This window comes from Ekhidna sp., assembly GCF_963691765.1.
Lineage (GTDB): Bacteria > Bacteroidota > Bacteroidia > Cytophagales > Cyclobacteriaceae > Ekhidna.
On sequence record NZ_OY829375.1, the window covers coordinates 3251059 to 3266247 of the forward strand.

Sequence of the window (15189 nt, forward strand, 5' to 3'; positions counted from 1 at the left end):
TATTCTTTTTTAACAAAAAACAGTAAAACATGGGAAGAGCGTTTGAGTATCGTAGAGCCGCAAAGGAGAAGAGATGGGATAAAATGAGTAAGGTGTTTCCAAAGCTTGCTAAAGCTATTACAGTAGCAGCAAGAGATGGGGGGGCTGATCCAGAGATGAACGCAAAGCTTCGAACTGCGATCCAAAATGCTAAGGCTGAAAATATGCCTAAGGACAATATTGAGAATGCAATTAAGCGCGCTGCGGGTAAGGATATTGACGAGATTTCAGAAGTGACTTATGAAGGGAAAGGTCCTCATGGAGTTTTGGTTTTTGTTGAAGCAGCTACAGACAACACTACGCGTACGGTTGCAAATGTGAAATCTTACTTTAATAAAGCTGGTGGCGGATTTGTGCCAAATGGTTCACTCGAGTTCATGTTTGATCGTAAGGCGGTTTTTGAGTTTGAAAAGACCGAAGGAATGGATATTGAGGAGTTGGAATTGTCATTGATCGACGGGGGGCTAGAAGAGATTGAAGAAAATGAAGGAATGATATATGCCTATGCAGATTACACACAATTCGGTGAAATGAACAAGGTGTTGGAAGATCTTGAAATTGAGGTGAAGAAAGCTACACTTAAGCGAATTTCTAATAATCCTGTTGAGTTTTCTGATGACCAATTGGAGGAGATTGAAAAAATGCTAGACAAGATCGAGGACGATGATGATGTTCAAGCCGTTTACACCAACATTGCTTGACATTGCAGCTAAATAAAACGAAACTTTTTCTTACACTAAGCTCAGGATTCTTCTTGAGCTTTGTGCTTTATATCTACGAAGCATTTGGAATATTTCAAGGCATTTCGTTTTCTGGTCATTCATTACTATTTCGTTCCATCGCATTCGGAATAGGAGTCTCCGCTACCTATGGTATAAATGAGTTTTTTATTAAATCCAGGATAGCTATTTATGGTAAAGCAAGAATGCTTGCCTGGATTCTTTGGGAAATTTGGATTGCTTCAATAACCACTTTCCTTCTTTTTAATTATTTCTGGAATTTTGAGGAACTCTATTGGTCATCCTATTTTCTCCTTCTTGGTGAATTTTTTTCTGTTATGCTCTTGCCACATGGCTTGACCTATTTGTTTGAAAAATTGAATAGAAATGGAGTCGACTTGATGACCATCACCTCTGAAAATGGAAAAGAGCGAATAGATGTAAACCCGAGTCATTTACTTTTTATTCAGGCGGATGACAACTACATAAAAGTTGTTACTTCTGAAAAGGACAGAAGGAAATCGAAGTTGATCCGGCAAACCTTAACCAATGTAGAAGATCAGTTGAAAGATTATCGGGAACTTGTACGTGTCCATCGCTCATATTTAATAAATAAAAGTAATGTTCGGAGTATTGAGAGAAAGTCTAAAAGTGGGGTAGTGCATTTTGATAACAATGAATCGGTGCCGATTTCCCAGAAATATTTAGATCAACTTTAATCTTAATCGATATTTCGCCCCACATATTAAAAATCCGCCACATCTTGATTTAATCAATACTGGCTTCATGTATGCCTTCCTACATTTGAGATCAAACAAAAGCAATGAGATTACTAATAGCTATCCTTGTTTTTTCGATCACTTCATGTGGGTTTGAAAATTCGAAACTTAAAGAAGTAGATGATTATATAAGGCAACTCCATCAGCGAGGGAAGTTTGATGGTACTATTGCCATTGCGACTATGGATGGTGTAGTTTACGAATCTTCTCTTGGCCTAGCTGATAGAACATGGAATATTGAAGTTGCTAAAGACACAAGGTTTGATATAGCATCGATCAATAAGTCTTTTCAGGCTTATATGACTCTTCAACTTGTTGATGCTGGCATAGTATCGTTGGACGACTTACTTACAGATCACATTGCATATGCTGGAGAACATGCGGAAAGTATCACCATTAGGCAGGTTCTAACCCATACATCTGGTATCGCTTCATATGATGCGGTTCCAGACTCTTTGAGAGGAGAAAATTTTAAAACTTTCAAGCGACAATATTTTAAATCAGATGAGTATTTAGAATTTATCAGCCAATTACCAACAGTTGGCGCACCTGGCGAACAATTTTACTACAGCAACTTTGGCTATCACTTGATTGCCCTAATGCTAGAATCAAAATTGGAGAGACACTTTTCCTTTTTATTGGATTCAATGATCTGCCAACCTCTTGGTCTGAGCAATACATATGCACCCCTTAATAACGACATTATATACCCCAGACTTGCAAAGTCTTATTTAAAAGCTGAAGGAACGTTCGTAGAAAGTCCATTCATCGACTACTCACTTGGGAGAAGAATCTTTTCTACATCTGTTGATTTGACTAAGTGGGGTCAAGAGATGGTAAACCCAACCTTGGTTTCAAAAGAGCTTGTTGATGAAATGATGACCAATCACATTAAAGAGATCAATCCAAATATTACTTATGGTTTTGGATGGGCTGTTTTTGATGGATTAGGTGACTATCAGATGGGGAAATTGGATGTCAAGTCTGAATATGTGATACATGGAGGAGCTACCGATGGCTATCGATCTTTGGTAACTATATACAATAACGGAGAGTGGATCATATCTCATCTAACGAACATTGGAGAAGAGGCTAACGAGCTAGAAATAACCGAACAAGTTTTAACCATACTTACAAATTGAATCATGAGAAAAGCAATGTTACTTATAAGTTTTATGGGCCTGTGCATTATGGGCTATACTCAGAATCTTGAGAAGCAATTAGTCGGAAGATGGGAGATGCATAAAGTCATGCAAGATGGCAATGACGTCACTGCTGAGCACAATCCTAAATCTAATCGCTTCTTTATTTTCAAGGATGATGGAACATTTGAATCTGGAGGTGATCCATATGGACCTAATTCGGGTAGATACTTCGTGAATAATTTGAATAACAGCCTATACATAGACTCCGCAGTAGGGCATGATGATGATTCTATGTGGTATATAAAGATAGAAGGCAATCAACTGAAATGGCAGGGGTTTGGTACAGCGTGGGCCGAGCGATTTGTGGTAATAAATACTAAGTCTATAGAATAAAAAAAGGGAGCATTGCTCCCTTTTTTATTTGCATAAAACTTGTATTACGCTAGTTTACTTATAAGGTCAGCAGCTCTAGCAGAATATCCTGCTTCGTTATCATACCATCCAACAACTTTAACCAAGTTACCTTGACAAGAAGTTAGTTTAGCATCAAAAATGTTCGAATGAGAATTTCCAACGATGTCTATTGAAACGATTGGATCTTCAGTGTACTCAAGGATTCCTTTCATCGGACCTTCAGCCGCAGCTTTCATTGCAGCATTTACTTCTTCAGCAGTTACATCTTTACTTACCACACAAGTTAAGTCAGTAAGAGATCCAGTAGGAGTAGGAACTCTCATTGCAATTCCATCAAGTTTACCATTAAGGTGAGGTAAAACAAGCCCTACAGCCTTAGCAGCTCCTGTTGAAGTAGGTATAATTGAAACTGCAGCAGCTCTTGCTCTTCTCAAATCTTTGTGAGGTGCATCCTGAATTCGTTGGTCAGAAGTATAAGCGTGAACAGTAGTGATATACCCTTTCTCGATTCCGAAATTATCATCCAACACTTTTGCCATAGGTGCAAGGCAGTTTGTTGTACATGATGCATTAGAAAGGATAGTCTCGTCTCCAGTCAGAGTGTCTTCGTTTACTCCAAGAACTACTGTAGGAATGTTACCTTTTGCAGGAGCCGATATAACTACTTTTTTAGCACCTGCTTCAAGGTGACCACCAGCACCAGCCTCATCTACAAAGAACCCTGTAGATTCTAAAACGATCTCTACGCCAAGCTTTGACCAAGGTAAGTTCTTTGGATCTCTTTCAGCAGTTACAGGAATAGCCTTCCCATTTACAATGATATTGTTGTCATCTGCTTCTACAGTACCAGGAAATCTTCCATGGTTTGAGTCATACTTTAAAAGGTGAGCGAGTGTATGAGTATCCGTTAGGTCATTGATCGCGACTACCTCTACATTATTCTTTTCTAGGAGTGCTCGGAAACTTAATCTTCCGATACGTCCAAATCCATTAATACCAATTTTAGTTGACATATGATCTTGCTTTGATTTTGAAGGGGCAAAAGTATAACCTCTTTTCGAGGTAATCAATAGAATTGGCTAAGAGACCGTTAATGTACTCCAGCTGTCTTTCATGTTAAAAAACTTTTATCTGGATTTTTCTTTAGTTAAATAGCATAAAATTTAAAATACTTACCAAAACATGAAAAGAATCAAAAACCTATCTATCATCATGTTAGCACTGATGGTGGTTGTTTCAGCTTGTACTTCGGGAGGTTCAGAAAGTAGCGATAAGCTATCTCTTGATTACGAGAAATACACACTAGATAATGGTTTGGATGTGGTCCTACACCAGGACGACTCTGATCCAATAGTTGCTGTGTCAATTTTAGTACATGTGGGATCGAATAGAGAGAAGCCGGGTAGGACTGGGTTTGCTCACTATTTTGAGCACATGCTTTTCCAAAGATCTGAAAATGTACCTGAAGGTGGATTTTTCAAAAATATCGATGAATGGGGAGGAACTTTCAATGGTGGTACATGGACAGATGGTACCATTTACTTCGAGGTAGTACCTAAAGATGCATTGGAAAAAGTACTTTGGATGGAATCTGATAGAATGGGATTCTTTATCAATGCTGTTTCAATTGCAAGCCTAGAAGGTGAAAAGCCAGTTGTTCAAAATGAAAAAAGGCAGCGAGTTGATAATCAACCTTACGGACATACTCAGAGTATTATTCTCAAGGCGCTTTACCCGGAAGGTCACCCTTACAACTGGACTGTAATAGGTGAGTTGGAAGATCTTCAAAATGCTACGTTGGATGATGTGAAAGAATTCTATGAGCAGTGGTATGGACCAAACAATGCTACTTTGGTAATTGCTGGAGACATTGATAAGGCTGGAGTGAAGGAAATGATCGAGAAATATTTTGGTGAGATTCCTTCAAGAGGAATTGACACTCCAATGGATCCTCAGCCAGTTGCTTTAGATGAAACTAAGACGTTCTACTATGAAGATAATTTCGCTCAGCTCCCTGAGTTGAGAATGACATTCCCGACTGTTGAGCAGTATCACCCAGATCAATGGGCGTTGGATGCTTTGGGACAAATTTTATCTGATGGAAAAAGAGCCGCTCTCTATAAGTCTGTAGTTGAGGAAGCGAAAGTTGCGCCTGGGGTTTCTTCATTTAATAGTTCAAATGAATTAGCAGGGACGTTCACCATTCGCGTAAGAGCCAACGCTGGTACTGATCTCGATTCAGTAAGAGCAGTTGTTAATCAGAGTCTGGCAGACTTTGATAAGGAAGGGTTTGATATTAAAGACCTAGATAGAATTAAAGCAGGGTTGGAGACTAATTTCTACAATGGAATTAGCAGTGTGCTAGGTAAGGCTTTCCAATTGGCAACTTATAATGAGTATGCAGGTGATCCTGGCTTTATTGAGAAGGATATCGCTAACATCAAAGCTGTTACTCAAGAGGATGTGATGAGAGTATTTAGAAAATACATCCTTAACCAGAATATGGTAGTTACGAATTTTGTGCCTAAGGGAGCCAGTGACCTTGCAATGGAAGGAGCTGTTGCTGCTGACATAAAGGAAGAAGGTATCAATGATTATGGTCAGAGCGAGGTAATTGAGGAAGAAGGAGACTTTACGATAGTGAAGACTGAGTCTAAATTCGATAGATCTGTTGAGCCTGACTTTGGTGAAAAGCCTTTAGTTACACCTCCAACAATTTGGACAGATGAAACCTCAAACGGCATAAGTGTATACGGAGTAGAGGCGAATGAACTCCCTCTTGTGAACTTCTCTATGAGAATCAAAGGAGGACATTTTCTTGATGATCCTAATAAAGTTGGAGTAGCGAACCTGATGACAGATATCATGATGGAGGGCACTGCTAATAAAACTCCGGAAGAGTTAGAAGATGCTATTGGACAACTAGGAGCTAACCTTAACATGTTCACAGCTAATGAGTATATCCAGGTTTCAGGAAACTGCCTGTCTAGAAATTTTGAAGCGACAATGGAATTGGTTCAAGAAATTCTTCTAGAGCCAAGATGGGATGAAGAAGAGTTTGAAAGAATTATCAATCAAACGCTTCAAGGTATTAAGCAGAGAGAAACTAATCCAAATGCGATTGCAGCTGTCGTGATGAATAAGAAGCTTTATGGCGAAGATCATATCATGAGTCATCCTGCAATCGGATATGAAGATCACGTAAGCAGCATTACTATTGATGATCTAAAAGCATTCTACGCAAATAACTTTGCGCCAAATGTTACAAACTATCATATAGCTGGAAATGTAAGCCAGTCAAGAGCTATTAACGCTCTAGGAAGATTGAAAGATGAGTGGGCGCAGAAAGAAGTTGTTATGCCGACGTATGAAGTACCTGCTGTTCCTTCAGAGCCTCAAGTGTTCTTCGTAGATGTTCCTAACGCGAAGCAATCAGTGATTCGAATTTCCAGACTTACTGTTGACGCAAATGATCCTGCTTACAATGAAATTATGGTAGCTAATGATAGACTAGGTGATGGGTCATCCGGTAGGTTATTCCAAATTCTTAGAGAAGAGAAGCAGTTTACCTATGGTGCTTATGCATTTCCTGGTAGAAGCGGAATGGCTCCTGGAACGTTTACGGCATTCTCAAGTGTGAAATCATCTGTGACAAAGGATGCGTTAGATACGTTCAAGGAAGTGATTGGTACTTATGCCGAGACTTACACTGAGGAGGATCTAGAAAAGACGCAGACCGCTATGATTAAGGAAAATGCCAGAAACTTTGAGACCTTGTTCAATCTGCTTGGAATACTTCACAATATCAGTACGTTTGGACTGCCTCAGGATTACATCGATCAAGAGCAGAAGACAGTTACTGCTTCTACAATTGAAAGTATTCAAGCAACTGCGAATGAGTATTTTGATCTCAGCAAATACATCTTTGTTGTTGTTGGAGATAAGGCTACTCAGTTTGACCAACTACGCGTTGAAGGTCCTGGAGATCCAGTGCTTGTTGACAAATACGGAGTAGAGGTTGGAGCACTTTAAGCGAGCTTAGAAATACTAAATAAAAGAAGCGAAGATTTTTCTTCGCTTTTTTTATGTTCTTGTTTTGTAAAAGTGAAACGAGATTCTATATTTGCACTCCCAAAACAAACACGGTCCGTTCGTCTAGGGGTTAGGACGCCAGGTTTTCATCCTGGTAACAGGGGTTCGATTCCCCTACGGACTGCTTAAAGCCACTCATTTGAGTGGCTTTTTTGTTTATTTATTTGACTGCTTATTAAAGACTCTTCCTAAAGGTGCTGTAGTTCATGTAAGATCTTGACATCTCTTCTGGCGACTAATTCTATTCTATGTTATTGAAATTATCGAGCTGAATTTCACAGGAATAGTTGAGCATCTAAAATTTAAATAATCGCCTTCATGAGATTCATTTTAATAAACATATTCTTCAGTTTTAGTCTCTTTTCTTACACTCAAGAAATTGATACACGTTTTGATAAAAACATAGAACTATTTGGCTACATAGTTCATTTGGCGGAACCATCGAATAACAATTTAGATCATCCAATTTCCAAGGTGATAAATGCTAATGTTTCGACTGATTCGCAAATTGAACTTTTGCCTCCAATGTTTGAAATAGCATCGACAATGGAATATAGCTTCTTGATTGAACTGATGCTCGAATTACCCGAATTGCCTTTTGATGGTTCTATTGAATTGTCAAAGTCTTTACTGAAAAAATCAGGCTATAGAACAGCGAAGGAAATATATAATTTAGAAAAATTGGTTGGACTGCTTAATGAATTTGCATCGGTATCCTCTTTTGAATCAGTCTGGAAGAATTTGAGAGAATATCGCCTAGCAACCAAGAAAAGATTGGAAATGCAACTAAGATCACTGAATGTAATAGGCGTAATGGAAGAGTTTTATCAGCAGGAATTTGATCAATACGAGCTTATTCCTAGCCTAACTATATTGACAAGTTCTGGATGGGGGATAAAAGATAGAAAGGCAAACAAAGCAATCTTTGTTTTAGCTCCCCTTGCAAAGAACTATAATTTTTCCAACGAGCGATTTGAATCACTGATGGTTCATGAATTTGGACATTCGTTCGTCAATCATGTGGTTGATAAAAATAGAGAATTAGTTAAAATGTCTCAGCATTTATACGATTCTATAGGTGCGGATATGGCGTCGCAAGGTTATCCGAATTGGATTTATTGTGTGTATGAACACTTTGTTAGGGCTGGTGAAGTAATGGTGCCAGAACTAAATGGTGACGCAACTAAAAGCCAAGAAGTTCTTAACGAAAATATCAATTTTAAGAGCTTTATATATCTCTCTTTTATTGTAAATCGCCTTAGGCATTACAGAATTGATCAAAATAACTCCTATAAAAAATCTGTAAAAAAAACTCTGAAAGATTTAATTGTCGAGTACAATCTTTCTGATAAAAATTAGTGTGAACTTTTACTCTATCGATGATAATACAAGTTCCTTAATAATCAACTAGAGAAGCTTTGAATGAGTCTTTGTAACCTTTCAATTCTCTGATGTGTCCAAGCCACTCATTAATTCATGATGAGTGAAAATTTAAGAAAAAATCAGTACAGCAACACTTCTCGAAACTTCTCTTTTGATGGTTTCAACATTCGGATTGTTGAGTTGACTAGAGGAATATCTGAATTGTCACTCAGAGGTTCATTAAATATATTGTCTATTGTTCAAGGAGGTAGTTTTGAGCAACGAAAAATTCCAACTGTTCTAAATGGTGGAGATTCGATAAATATTAATGAAAATACGCTATCGAGTACAATTCTAGTGCTCGAATTGAATCAAAATATTTTAGAAGGGCATTTAGAATTAAATCAACTTGAATTAAGCTTTGACCTTCTTAAGGTCTATTGTGAACTTGTGTTGAATCCTGGATTTAATCATTCTTTAATTGAGAAAATAGTAAGAGGATTATTTGTGTCAGTTCGACATACCAATGAGAAGAAATGGTTAGTGGAATTGATCGAAATTCTGAATGGAAGATGGGATGAATTCCCTTCACTTATTGACTTAGCTAGTGATTTAGATGTCCACCCCGTTACTATCTCAAAGTACTTCGCTAGAATTTGTGGTATGACAATTTCTGAATACATGCGAAAAATCAAAGTGCGTAGAGCTGTAGATATGCTATTGAACTCATCCGAAACTTTAGTTTCTATCGCATTTACTTGCGGCTTTTCTGATCAAAGTCATATGAACCGACTGGTTAAACGATATATAGGACACACACCAGGTGCCATTCGATCTACTCTTAGCTAATAATTAGCCTTGTAACTATTCAATTTTCTAGTTGAATGATGTTGTTTCACCTTCAATTCAATTGGTTCAGAATTTTTTTTTCTTGGTTGTAACCTTTCAATCTTGGCCCGTGTCCAAGCCGCGTGAATTCACAAAATGAATAGTAAAATCAAAATTGTATCAATTATGAAAATAAAATTAAGTGTTTTAATCATGGTCTTGGTAGTGCTTTCAGGGTACTCACAAAAGACAATCAAAGCGGTTGATGGAACAAGTGTTAAAGTGAAAAATGTTGACAAGCGAATTGAATTTTTAATGGATTCAATGAATATACCAGGGCTATCGATCGCAGTTATTAATGATAATGCGATTGTATATCATAAAGTATTCGGAGTACAGAATCTCGAAACTAAGCAGGAGCTGACTAAGCAGAATATTTTTGAAGGAGCATCTCTCTCAAAACCAATCTTTGCCTTTTTTGCTATGAAAATGGTAGAGCAAGGAATACTGGACTTAGATAAGCCTTTGAACGATTATTTGCCTCATCCTGCAATAGACAGTGCTTCGCGAGAATGGTATAAAAGCATAACACCTCGAATGGTGCTGTCGCACAGTACTGGTTTCCCGAATCACGCAAACAATCAAATAATCAAATTGGCGCATGAGCCAGGAAACGGTTTTTCATATTCTGGAGAAGCATACCAGTACCTTACAGCAATTATTGGTATTAAGAATGGTGTGCAGTGGAAAGATAAGTTCAACGCAATATTTGAATCAAATGTAACTGCACCATTAAATATGAACAATACTTCCTTTTTATGGAATGATTATATCGCTTCAAATAAGGTATATGGACACAAGAACGGTAAACCTACTGACAATGGATTAGGTGGATGGAGTGGAAAGACTTTCAATTCTTTCTCTAGTATTCATTCAGAAGCAGGAGAGTATGCACTATTTATTCAGGCAATGTTGAAAAGAGAAGGACTTGCTAGTACTTCATTTGATGAAATGCTAAGCACCCAGAATGAGTTTAACTCCGACAATGAACTATATCAGGAGACTGGGCAAACAGGATGGGGGCTTGGATTCGCTCAGAAGAAGTCTGAGAATGGATTGATGCATCTTCATACAGGCAACAATCATGATTTTCAATCATATACGATGTTTCTTCCTGAACAGGAATATGGTATTGTATTATTTACAAATTCGGGAGATATGCTTCCGTTAGTTCAGGGACTAGACAAGGTTTTGGGAGAACAATTTTAAATTAGAAGACATGGAACAGACAATAAACGAATTAGTAGGCGGATTGATTTTAGTAAGTGGGCTGGTAGCCATTGCCTACTTCATAGCCAGATACACTTTCCTGATAAAGAAGATGCTTATTGAAAAAGGTATAAAAAAAGAGCAGTCAGGTCAGGGGATTACCAAAAGAGATGTAGCATATGTTGTAGTAGGATTAGGGGTAGGATTGCTAATTACAGGAGGATTATCGCTTCTCAATTTAAGTGAAGATACTCTTGATTTAGTTGGCTGGGGAGTTGTTTTGATATCGGGTGCAACAGGATTACTGATTGCATCTAAAAGTAAGTGATAGTTAACTAGATGGCAGCAATGAAGCTAATGATTAATAGCAACAGGGGGTGTTCTCAAGATTGACAAATCTGAAAATAACGCCCTCTTGTGCTACTCTGTTGATTCTCTAGTCTTCAGTATGAGAGTATTCGCTAATCTCATTCTAGATAAAAATCATCCACTCGAACAATTTGCCAGTTAAGCGAAAGATTCTGTATCTGTAAAAGATTAAGTACTTGACCAACGAAGAACACGATAAGTTATTAATTGAGCGAATTAAGAAGGATGACCATGAAGCCTTTAGACTGCTTGTTGATAAGTATAAGGATCAGGCACTTTCATTGGCATACACCTTTTTGAAAGATAAGGCTCATGCGGAAGATATTTTACAGGAGGTATTCATTCGGGTGTATAAAAAGATCAAGTCATTTAAGTATCAATCGGCATTTTACACCTGGTTGTATAGAATTGTGGTCAACCATTGTCACAATGAATTAAGGAAGAGAAAAAGAAGTGACATTGAAATAGAAAAAATAGATTTAGGAGAGGATAGTCTGTCGGCACAAACAGATTTGAACGATAAGAAGACAATTATTCAAGCCTCACTTGATATTATGAAATTTGACGAGGCACTAGTGTTGAAATTATTTTACCTCTCCGAACTGAAAATGGATGAGGTTGTAGAAGTAACGGAATTTAGTTTATCTAAGGTAAAAGTTACCTTACACAGAGCGCGAAAAAACCTAGCCGTCATATTGCGCGAAAAATTTGGAAAAGAAATTGAAGAACTATGAAAGAGGATCGACTTGAAGATTTATTGAAAGACAGTCTATTAAAAACTTCGGATGATTTTACAGATCAATTAATGGGGAAGGTGTCTAAAATGCACATGCAAAAGATTCGCTTAAGGCTCAATGCTTTAATTGTTTCCGTGATTGCTTGTTTCGGAAGTGGAGCCTTTTTGATTATACGATTTGGCATTCAACTCAATGCTTTTGGATTTTCTTTAGATATGCCAAAAATTGCTCCTTTAGTAGGTATTGGCTTTGTAGGTTTGGTCATTCTATTGCATTTGACCAATTTGTCTAGGATGATATCATCAAGTATTGAATAGTGTGTTTTAGACCTACTTTGAAAAACTATTTGGCTAATTTCATTCTATCCTAAGAATATGCATAATGATGATTTTTGTCACTAGTGCCAGGATGCAACGACTCGAAACTCTGGCACTTGAACGTCCGAAAATCTCTTAAAGTGTTTTAATCATTATTTATGTCAAATAAAATCTTCCCCTTCTTAACAACAATTCTTGTTCTGTTCTACGTAACCTCATGCAATGAAAAGAGTATGAAAGCTCCTGTCGAAGGAGCGCTAAATGCTTTTGTTTATCCATTGGGCGATATTAAGATAGATGGCGACTTGAGTGACTGGCCTAAAGACATTACTACTTATTCTTTGAGAGCATTAAATCAAGGAGATTCTACCACGCAGGCTATTGTGCAAATGGGTTACGTGAAAAATGAAAACAGTTTGATTATAGGCCTTTCATATTTTGATGAGAATATAATTGAAGATGAATTGCTTGATTGGCTCAATCAAGATTCTTATAGCTTTTACATAGATGAAGAGCACCAAGTTAATAGTTCTGGAGTAAATCGGTACTCTTTTAATAATGAGATTGAAGCAAGTCGCGATCCGACGACAAGCTGGAGCTCATCTACAAGTAATTATTTCGATTGGAATAAAATTGAAAAAAACTACAAGGTCGAAGGGAACAAAGTCATTTTGGAATTTAGATACTCACTTTCAAAACCGTTAACCCGCGGAACATCTATAGGTATAGACCACGTATTAATTGATGCAGATACCTTAGGAGTAAAGCCTCATTACTATAGTTGGGTTGGAAATCAATTTTCCGATAAGACGTATGGTAGACTAGGGACAGTAGTCGTTGCGGATGACAATTTGGATCTTGTTCCTTTCACGGGAAAAGTCATAAATACTGAGTCCAATAATTATCCTAAGTATTTCAATCTTACCTCAAAAGACAATCAGTCAAGTCGGATGAAAGTGAAAGTAGATGAGAATGGAGTGTTTGAATGTATGGTACCAGAAGGTGCTTATTATGTTTCTTTGCAAGATGATTTGGTTGGAAACTACGGTGGATATAAAAAAGTAAAACTATCAACTGCAAGTACTGAAGTTGAATTGGCATCTGGCGAATCTACTCCGTTTGAAATCCTAGTCGAGCAACTTCCACCTCCAGATTTGATTCCTGACGAAGGAGTCCTGCAAAACGGATTTGCAGATGCCGATAAAGTAGTGATTGATGAATTTATTGAAGCATATGTCAATTACTATTCAATTCCTGGAGTATCTATCGCGATAATACATGATGGTGAAATAGCCTATAATCAAAGCTATGGTGTAGAAGACTTTTTCTCGAATGTACCGGTAACTAATAATACCATTTTTGAAGGGGCGTCGATGACCAAACCTATGTTTGCGTTTGTGGTGCTCAGATTAGCCGAAAGAGGAATAATCGATTTAGACAAACCTTTATATGAATACGTTTCCCCACCTGTCGATGTAGCAGATAACCCATGGCATAAGCTGATCACGGCACGGATCGTATTAAATCATCAAACAGGCTTCCCTAATTGGGGAAAGGATATGCCGGATGGTAAGTTGAAATTTCTTTTTAAGCCTGGAACAGATGTAGGCTACTCGGGAGATGGGTTCACCTATTTACGAAGAGCGGTGGAAGCGATTACCAATAGACCAGTAACTGATATTCTCCAAGATGAATTAGTCGATGTGCTTGATTTAACCAATATGTATTTTAAAAATGAGTCTGGGCTAGCTGATCTAAAAGCACGAGGACACATAATTAATAATCCCAGAGTTGAGGAGATCCCAGAACAGGCTGAGATGGCTTCATCTGTACATACTACTGCCAAGTCATATGCAGAATTTATAATAGCCATTAGCGAAAGAAGAGGGCTGAAACCAGAGACATATGCTGCTTTCATAAATCGTTCGGTACAGCGTGGAAAGCAAATAGATAAAGATGGAATATTGCTGAAGCGCTACTACAGTCTGGGACTTAGCTTACGAGATTCTCCTATTTTTGGCCTTAGTTATGGTCACAGTGGTAGCAATGGAGATTTTCAGTGTACATCTACCATTTATGAAGATACCAAAGACGGATTTGTCGTCATGACCAATTCAAGTACAGGTCACATGCTTCAATATCATCTTCACAACCTACTAAATATAGGGACCAAGCAAATAGATCCTTGATTTTTGGGCTAGGAAGTTATTATTTGATGAAATGACATATGCGATCATTGATGAATGTAATTATCTTGTGCTGAATGGATTACGGATATTTTACGAAGGACTTTCTAGGAAACAAGGCAAATCAATTTGACTTTGATCAGTTTAAGATCTCGACAGTCAATTACACGAAAAAAGTATCAGAAGATTGGCATTTTCATGAGAAAGTCCATATTTCATCCATTATTAAGGGGGGTAATCTAGAATCAAGACAGAAAGAAGAAATTCAGGTTGTGCCTGGTCGAATTCTTGTGTATAAGGCTGGTGAGATACATCGAAACAGATTTACCGAACATCCTTCAAGGAATTTTAATATCGAATTTGATTTGTCATTCTTTGACGAAGATGTTGCCTTGTCGAATCTGAAGATTGATGAATATGAGCAAGATAGTTTTCTCAAATTGTACTTTGAATTTTTGCTAAACGATGAATATTCAAAAGAAGCTATTGACTACCAAATGAAATCGCTTTTTTGGAAAGACACTTATGATGAACGTGGCACGTGGTTGGATCAAGTCAAAACAGTATTACATGATAGGTGGAATGACTTTCCTACATTGGAAGAATTATCCAATGAAGTAAGCGTTCATCCTGTTACTGTTTGCAAATACTTTTCAAAAAGATATGGACTTACTATTTCCGAATACCTTAGAAAGATTAAGGCAAAAAGAGCAGTGAATATGTTATTGAACACCAATTGTTCTTTTGCTGAGGTCGCTTTTACTTGTGGCTTCTCAGATCAAAGCCACATGAATAGAGTGATAAAACAGAATTATGGGTATACGCCTAAGATGATTAGAACTGCAGTTTAACATTAATTTAATCTAGCTACTTGATGTTTTAATTCTAGCAGATATCTTTCAATTCTAAGCGTTTGGTAGTTTACGCTAATCT

The 15189-nt window shown here is 37.5% G+C and carries 14 protein-coding genes and 1 tRNA gene; 14 read left to right on the top strand and 1 reads right to left on the bottom strand.

The window, feature by feature from the left end; translation table 11 throughout:
• Positions 1-29 precede the first annotated feature (29 nt).
• The 4 genes from ACY650_RS14690 (at position 30) to ACY650_RS14705 (ending at position 3075) form a co-directional block, all read left to right on the top strand.
• Positions 30-740 carry a YebC/PmpR family DNA-binding transcriptional regulator gene (locus ACY650_RS14690; protein WP_462248396.1) on the top strand — a complete coding sequence of 237 codons (711 nt, stop codon included), beginning with the start codon at positions 30-32 and terminating at the stop codon, positions 738-740.
• 2 nt (positions 741-742) lie between these two features.
• Positions 743-1477 carry a LytR/AlgR family response regulator transcription factor gene (locus tag ACY650_RS14695; RefSeq protein ID WP_462248397.1) on the top strand — a complete coding sequence of 245 codons (735 nt, stop codon included), beginning with the start codon at positions 743-745 and terminating at the stop codon, positions 1475-1477.
• Between the two features lie 104 nt (positions 1478-1581).
• Positions 1582-2679 (top strand): serine hydrolase domain-containing protein, encoded by a 1098-nt coding sequence (locus ACY650_RS14700; RefSeq protein WP_462248398.1) that lies wholly within the window; start codon positions 1582-1584, stop codon positions 2677-2679.
• A 3-nt stretch (positions 2680-2682) separates the two neighbouring features.
• Entirely contained in the window at positions 2683-3075 is a 393-nt protein-coding gene (locus ACY650_RS14705; RefSeq protein ID WP_462248399.1) for a lipocalin-like domain-containing protein, read from the top strand.
• 44 nt (positions 3076-3119) lie between these two features.
• On the opposite strand, the gene gap is transcribed toward ACY650_RS14705, so the two are convergent.
• Positions 3120-4109 carry a type I glyceraldehyde-3-phosphate dehydrogenase gene (gap, locus tag ACY650_RS14710; protein WP_462248400.1) on the bottom strand — a complete coding sequence of 330 codons (990 nt, stop codon included), beginning with the start codon at positions 4107-4109 and terminating at the stop codon, positions 3120-3122.
• A gap of 169 nt (positions 4110-4278) precedes the next feature.
• On the opposite strand from gap, the gene ACY650_RS14715 reads away from it, so the two are divergent.
• The 10 genes from ACY650_RS14715 to ACY650_RS14760 all read left to right on the top strand — a co-directional run bounded on the left by ACY650_RS14715 (position 4279) and on the right by ACY650_RS14760 (position 15107).
• On the top strand, positions 4279-7128 hold the full coding sequence (locus ACY650_RS14715) for a M16 family metallopeptidase (RefSeq protein ID WP_462248401.1): 2850 nt from the start codon (positions 4279-4281) through the stop codon (positions 7126-7128).
• A 112-nt stretch (positions 7129-7240) separates the two neighbouring features.
• Positions 7241-7312 (top strand) — tRNA-Glu (locus ACY650_RS14720).
• Positions 7313-7506: 194 nt separating this feature from the next.
• Positions 7507-8547, top strand: a complete 1041-nt coding sequence (locus ACY650_RS14725; RefSeq protein WP_462248402.1) for a DUF4932 domain-containing protein — start codon at positions 7507-7509, stop codon at positions 8545-8547.
• A 117-nt stretch (positions 8548-8664) separates the two neighbouring features.
• Positions 8665-9399: a helix-turn-helix domain-containing protein gene (locus ACY650_RS14730; protein WP_462248403.1), complete on the top strand. Its 735-nt coding sequence runs from the start codon at positions 8665-8667 to the stop codon at positions 9397-9399.
• 165 nt (positions 9400-9564) lie between these two features.
• Positions 9565-10647: a serine hydrolase domain-containing protein gene (locus ACY650_RS14735; RefSeq protein ID WP_462248406.1), complete on the top strand. Its 1083-nt coding sequence runs from the start codon at positions 9565-9567 to the stop codon at positions 10645-10647.
• 10 nt (positions 10648-10657) lie between these two features.
• The gene (locus ACY650_RS14740; protein WP_462248408.1) at positions 10658-10975 is read left to right on the top strand and encodes a hypothetical protein; all 318 of its coding nucleotides are present in this window, start codon (positions 10658-10660) and stop codon (positions 10973-10975) included.
• Positions 10976-11192: 217 nt separating this feature from the next.
• Positions 11193-11750, top strand: a complete 558-nt coding sequence (locus ACY650_RS14745) for an RNA polymerase sigma factor (RefSeq protein ID WP_462248410.1) — start codon at positions 11193-11195, stop codon at positions 11748-11750.
• Positions 11747-12070 (top strand): hypothetical protein, encoded by a 324-nt coding sequence (locus ACY650_RS14750; RefSeq protein WP_462248412.1) that lies wholly within the window; start codon positions 11747-11749, stop codon positions 12068-12070. The genes ACY650_RS14745 and ACY650_RS14750 overlap by 4 nt, the downstream gene beginning before the upstream one ends.
• A 158-nt stretch (positions 12071-12228) precedes the next feature.
• Positions 12229-14259 (top strand): serine hydrolase domain-containing protein, encoded by a 2031-nt coding sequence (locus ACY650_RS14755; RefSeq protein WP_462248414.1) that lies wholly within the window; start codon positions 12229-12231, stop codon positions 14257-14259.
• Positions 14260-14333: 74 nt separating this feature from the next.
• Positions 14334-15107 carry a helix-turn-helix transcriptional regulator gene (locus ACY650_RS14760; RefSeq protein ID WP_462248416.1) on the top strand — a complete coding sequence of 258 codons (774 nt, stop codon included), beginning with the start codon at positions 14334-14336 and terminating at the stop codon, positions 15105-15107.
• Positions 15108-15189 lie beyond the last annotated feature (82 nt).

Excerpts from the sequence above, each read along its gene's own strand:
- ACY650_RS14725 (WP_462248402.1), top strand. The coding sequence starts at position 7,507 with ATGAGATTCATTTTAATAAACATATTCTTCAGTTTTAGTCTCTTTTCT.
- ACY650_RS14740 (WP_462248408.1), top strand. The coding sequence starts at position 10,658 with ATGGAACAGACAATAAACGAATTAGTAGGCGGATTGATTTTAGTAAGT.
- ACY650_RS14755 (WP_462248414.1), top strand. The coding sequence starts at position 12,229 with ATGTCAAATAAAATCTTCCCCTTCTTAACAACAATTCTTGTTCTGTTC.
- ACY650_RS14735 (WP_462248406.1), top strand. The coding sequence starts at position 9,565 with ATGAAAATAAAATTAAGTGTTTTAATCATGGTCTTGGTAGTGCTTTCA.
- ACY650_RS14705 (WP_462248399.1), top strand. The coding sequence starts at position 2,683 with ATGAGAAAAGCAATGTTACTTATAAGTTTTATGGGCCTGTGCATTATG.
- ACY650_RS14690 (WP_462248396.1), top strand. The coding sequence starts at position 30 with ATGGGAAGAGCGTTTGAGTATCGTAGAGCCGCAAAGGAGAAGAGATGG.
- ACY650_RS14730 (WP_462248403.1), top strand. The coding sequence starts at position 8,665 with ATGATGAGTGAAAATTTAAGAAAAAATCAGTACAGCAACACTTCTCGA.
- gap (WP_462248400.1), bottom strand. The coding sequence starts at position 4,109 with ATGTCAACTAAAATTGGTATTAATGGATTTGGACGTATCGGAAGATTA.
- ACY650_RS14700 (WP_462248398.1), top strand. The coding sequence starts at position 1,582 with ATGAGATTACTAATAGCTATCCTTGTTTTTTCGATCACTTCATGTGGG.
- ACY650_RS14760 (WP_462248416.1), top strand. The coding sequence starts at position 14,334 with ATGGATTACGGATATTTTACGAAGGACTTTCTAGGAAACAAGGCAAAT.
- ACY650_RS14715 (WP_462248401.1), top strand. The coding sequence starts at position 4,279 with ATGAAAAGAATCAAAAACCTATCTATCATCATGTTAGCACTGATGGTG.
- ACY650_RS14750 (WP_462248412.1), top strand. The coding sequence starts at position 11,747 with ATGAAAGAGGATCGACTTGAAGATTTATTGAAAGACAGTCTATTAAAA.